The sequence below is a fragment of the Kosakonia sp. CFBP8986 genome (assembly GCF_034044935.1).
Taxonomy (GTDB): Bacteria; Pseudomonadota; Gammaproteobacteria; order Enterobacterales; family Enterobacteriaceae; genus Kosakonia; species Kosakonia cowanii.
Genome location: NZ_JAXCXB010000021.1, coordinates 1 through 4,286 on the forward strand (window position 1 = coordinate 1; position 4,286 = coordinate 4,286).

The 4,286-nt window shown below is 50.8% G+C and carries 4 protein-coding genes and 4 tRNA genes; 1 reads left to right on the top strand and 7 read right to left on the bottom strand.

Annotation, left to right across the window (positions count from 1 at the left end; genetic code table 11):
* The 5 genes from SOM48_RS22560 to SOM48_RS22580 form a co-directional block, all read right to left on the bottom strand.
* Positions 1-178: GTP-binding protein (locus tag SOM48_RS22560; protein ID WP_000031655.1), on the bottom strand; the 178-nt coding region annotated here is incomplete at its 3' end.
* A 114-nt stretch (positions 179-292) separates the two neighbouring features.
* Positions 293-368 (bottom strand) — tRNA-Thr (locus SOM48_RS22565).
* A 5-nt stretch (positions 369-373) separates the two neighbouring features.
* Positions 374-448 (bottom strand) — tRNA-Gly (locus SOM48_RS22570).
* A gap of 111 nt (positions 449-559) precedes the next feature.
* Positions 560-644: transfer RNA gene (locus SOM48_RS22575), tRNA-Tyr, on the bottom strand.
* 8 nt (positions 645-652) lie between these two features.
* Positions 653-728 (bottom strand) — tRNA-Thr (locus tag SOM48_RS22580).
* A gap of 411 nt (positions 729-1,139) precedes the next feature.
* Between SOM48_RS22580 and coaA the strand changes: the two genes are divergently transcribed.
* Positions 1,140-2,090 (top strand): type I pantothenate kinase, encoded by a 951-nt coding sequence (gene coaA / locus SOM48_RS22585; RefSeq protein WP_034812588.1) that lies wholly within the window; start codon positions 1,140-1,142, stop codon positions 2,088-2,090.
* A gap of 31 nt (positions 2,091-2,121) precedes the next feature.
* On the opposite strand, the gene birA is transcribed toward coaA, so the two are convergent.
* Both birA and murB read right to left on the bottom strand, forming a co-directional pair.
* On the bottom strand, positions 2,122-3,084 hold the full coding sequence (gene birA, locus SOM48_RS22590) for a bifunctional biotin--[acetyl-CoA-carboxylase] ligase/biotin operon repressor BirA (RefSeq protein ID WP_054804683.1): 963 nt from the start codon (positions 3,082-3,084) through the stop codon (positions 2,122-2,124).
* Positions 3,081-4,109: a UDP-N-acetylmuramate dehydrogenase gene (gene murB, locus SOM48_RS22595; protein ID WP_320513062.1), complete on the bottom strand. Its 1,029-nt coding sequence runs from the start codon at positions 4,107-4,109 to the stop codon at positions 3,081-3,083. Before murB ends, birA begins: the two co-directional genes overlap by 4 nt.
* Between the last annotated feature and the right edge of the window lie 177 nt (positions 4,110-4,286).

Sequence of the window (4,286 nt, forward strand, 5' to 3'; positions counted from 1 at the left end):
CACGAGCTTTTTCTTCCGGCGCGTTATCGATCTGGTCGAATGCGCGAGCAGCACCGCCGTAGGTCTTAGCCAGTACGGTAGTGATTGCAGCAGTCAGCGTTGTTTTACCATGGTCAACGTGGCCGATAGTACCGACGTTAACGTGCGGTTTTGTACGTTCAAACTTTTCTTTAGACATCGATTGTCCCTCTAAGACACGGATAAATCGGTGATATCACCACATCAACCAGGCAACATGCCCGACTCGTTGAATGCTAAATAACAGAAGAGAAACCAGGAAGGAGAAGTGAAGTGGTGCTGATACCCAGAGTCGAACTGGGGACCTCACCCTTACCAAGGGTGCGCTCTACCAACTGAGCCATATCAGCACGTCTGGAGCGGGCAGCGGGAATCGAACCCGCATCATCAGCTTGGAAGGCTGAGGTAATAGCCATTATACGATGCCCGCATCCTGAAACTCGGCTACCCAGTGCTTCTGTATTGCCGGGAGAAGATTCTCTCCCTGAGAGCTGATTCACTACTGACACCAACTCAGGTTACGTTTTAGCGTAACCGAAAATGGTGGTGGGGGAAGGATTCGAACCTTCGAAGTCTGTGACGGCAGATTTACAGTCTGCTCCCTTTGGCCGCTCGGGAACCCCACCGGACTTGATGGTGCCGACTACCGGAATCGAACTGGTGACCTACTGATTACAAGTCAGTTGCTCTACCTACTGAGCTAAGTCGGCATCAAGTAGCGCGCATTCTAGGGAGACCTGCGGAGGGATGCAACAAAAAAATTGCACAAAATGCTCTATCGCTCACATTTTGCACGACAACGCGAATAAATGCTGTAATTTCATGCAACACCGTGGAAAAAACCACCATTTCTGCTCGCGAATTGGGTGCGCCAAAAGGTCCACTCGTCCCCTTTGATTACATTGCCTGTTTGAGGATCCATCTAAATAGACATGAGCGATGTGTGGGAAACACTCTCCGGGGCGTGATTTTTCATATTATTCACTGTCATCTGGTGTTAACCTCCTGCCCATTGTTCCCACTTATTTAATAACGCCGAGCCATAGCATTATCTAAAGAGATGCTCTCGTTGCGCGCCGCCGGGCGCACCGCAGAGAGCCATGGCAGGCTGATAAAAGCGTATGAGTAAAAAAGAGCAAACGTTAATGACGCCCTACCTACAGTTTAATCGCAGCCAGTGGGCTGCCCTTCGTGCTTCGGTTCCTATGACCCTGACCGAGGGCGAAATCGCGAGATTAAAAGGCATTAATGAAGACCTTTCTTTAGAAGAAGTGGCGGAAATTTATCTCCCTCTTTCCCGTTTACTCAATTTCTATATCAGCTCTAACTTGCGCCGTCAGGCCGTGCTGGAACAATTCCTTGGCACTAATGGGCAGCGCATTCCTTATATCATCAGCATTGCCGGAAGCGTGGCAGTTGGTAAAAGTACCACGGCACGTGTACTGCAAGCCTTGTTGAGCCGCTGGCCCGAGCATCGTCGCGTTGAACTCATTACTACCGATGGTTTTTTGCATCCAAACCAAGTGTTGAAAGATCGCGGTCTGATGAAGAAGAAGGGCTTTCCGCAATCCTATGATATGCATCGCCTTGTGAAATTCGTGTCAGATATCAAATCAGGGGTGACCAATGTCACCGCGCCGGTCTATTCGCACCTGATTTATGATGTTATTCCGGATGGCGACAAGACGGTTGCTCAGCCCGATATTCTGATTCTTGAAGGGTTGAATGTGCTGCAAAGCGGTATGGATTATCCTCATGACCCGCATCATGTATTTGTCTCTGACTTTGTCGATTTTTCAATATATGTCGACGCGCCTGAGGAGCTGCTGCAGAACTGGTACATCAATCGCTTCCTGAAATTTCGTGAAGGCGCTTTTACCAATCCCGATTCTTATTTCCATAACTATGCGAAATTATCGAAAGAGGAAGCCGTCGAGATTGCGCAATCGCTGTGGAAAGAAATTAACGGCTTAAATCTTAAAGAAAATATCCTTCCAACACGCGAGCGAGCGAGCCTGATTATGACCAAAAGCGCTAATCATGCTGTTGAAGAAGTGCGTCTGCGTAAGTAATAAAAAAGGGAGCATCGCTGCTCCCTTGCCGTTATTCCGCACTGCGTAGCGATATTTCCCCACCAACCCAGGGTTTAACTACGCCATCCTGCTCAAGCAATAAAGCCCCCTGCGAATCGATGCCGCGAGAGATACCGAAGATCTCTTTCTCGCCAATAATCAATTTAACCGGGCGGTTAATAAAATTATCCAGCACTTCCCAGCGGGCAAGAAAAGGCGTGAGCCCCTCTTGTTCAAAGCAGTGCAGAGCGCTGCGTAACTCAGTGATAAGCCGTGCAGCAAGAACGTTGCGGTCGATACGTACGCCCGCTTCCTGCAGATTAATCCAGCCCTGATTGATATCACCTGCCTGCGCATTTCGCATGGCCAGATTGACACCGGCGCCGATTACGATCTGCGCCGCATCGCCTGTTTTCCCTGTTAATTCAACGAGAATACCGGCAAGTTTGCGATCGTTAAGATAAAGATCGTTAGGCCATTTAACGCGCACCTGGTCAGCACCCAAATCGCGTAATACTTCAGTCATGACGATGCCAATAACCAGGCTTAAACCGATAGCGGCTGCGGGACCTTGTTCAAGACGCCAGTACATGGAGATATAGAGATTGGCCCCAAAGGGCGAAACCCATTTCCGGCCACGGCGTCCTCGGCCTGCCTGCTGATACTCAGCGACACAGGCATCGCCTGACTGCAACCCGGCAAGACGATCGAGCAAATACTGGTTAGTGGAGTCAATGACAGGCAATACAGCCACACTTCCTTGCGCAACTTCACGACGGATGAATGTCTCATCCAATAGTTGAATAGGTTCAGGAAGGCTGTAGCCTTTCCCAGGCACGGTAAACACATCCACACCCCAGTCCCTGAGCGTCTGTATATGTTTATTAATTGCAGCCCGGCTCATACCCAGGCTCTCGCCAAGCTGTTCACCGGAGTGAAACTCGCCGTCAGCCAGAATCGAGATAAGCGTCAATGGGATAGTATTATCTTTCACGCAATAACCTCCACGGCATTCACCTCACCGGCATGGCCAATAAACCGCACCTCAGGCTCCAGCCAGACGTTGAATTTTTCGCCGACGCGCTGGCGCACTAAATGGGCAAGCTGAACCACATCATCACTTGTCGCCTGGCCTGCATTAATGAGCACCAGAGCCTGTAAGTGATGAACGGCAGCACCGCCTGTTGATGTCCCTTTCAACTGACATTGATCGATAAGCCAACCGGCGGCCAGTTTTACCGATCCATCGGTCTGTGGATAGTGGGGGGCATGAGGATGCGCAGCCAGTAGAGCAACCGCCTGTTCAGCCGTGATCACCGGATTTTTGAAGAAGCTACCCGCGTTACCATACACTTTTGGGTCCGGCAGCTTGCTGGTACGCATATGACAGACGGCATCGAAGACCTGCTGCGGTGTGACTGTCGCAGGATCAAGCCGGGTGAGGTCTCCATAGGTGAGTACCGGTTGCCACGCTTTAGCCAGACGCAATCCTACGGCAGTGATCGCAACGCGATCCTGATACTCATGCTTGAATATGCTGTCGCGGTAGCCGAAACGGCACTCTTTTGCGCTTAACCGCTGTTGTTTACCGCTGCTCAATTCAACGCAGTCGACATAATCGCAGACACGTTGCAGCTCAACGCCATACGCGCCGATATTCTGGATAGGTGAGGATCCCGTGCAGCCAGGGATCAGCGCGAGGTTTTCCAGACCGGGCATTTCACGTTCAAGCGTGAATTGCACAAGCTGATGCCAGTTCTCACCGGCACCAACGTGCAGAAGCCATGCATCAGCCTCTTCGCTAATCTTGATGCCTTTGATGCGATTGATGATGACGGTTCCGGCAAAATCCTCCAGGAAAAGCACATTACTGCCCTCTCCAAGGATTAGCACCGGTTGCTGCTGCTCTACTGCACTCTGCCAGGCTTCCAGCAGTTGTTGGGTATTCTCGGCGCATACGATGCGACGGGCATTATGGTCGATACCAAAGGTGTTCCACGGCTTAAGGGAGAGATTCATTCACGCTATCCTGATGCAAAAACAGGGCTAGTTTACCGTATACGAAGGGGGAGTGCTTGCGGTGTTTCAGGAAGATACAACGCAAAAAGCCTCATGCTTTCGCATGAGGCTTTCGGCTTTATTTGATGCCTGGCAGTTCCCTACTCTCGCATGGGGAGACCCCACACTACCATCGGC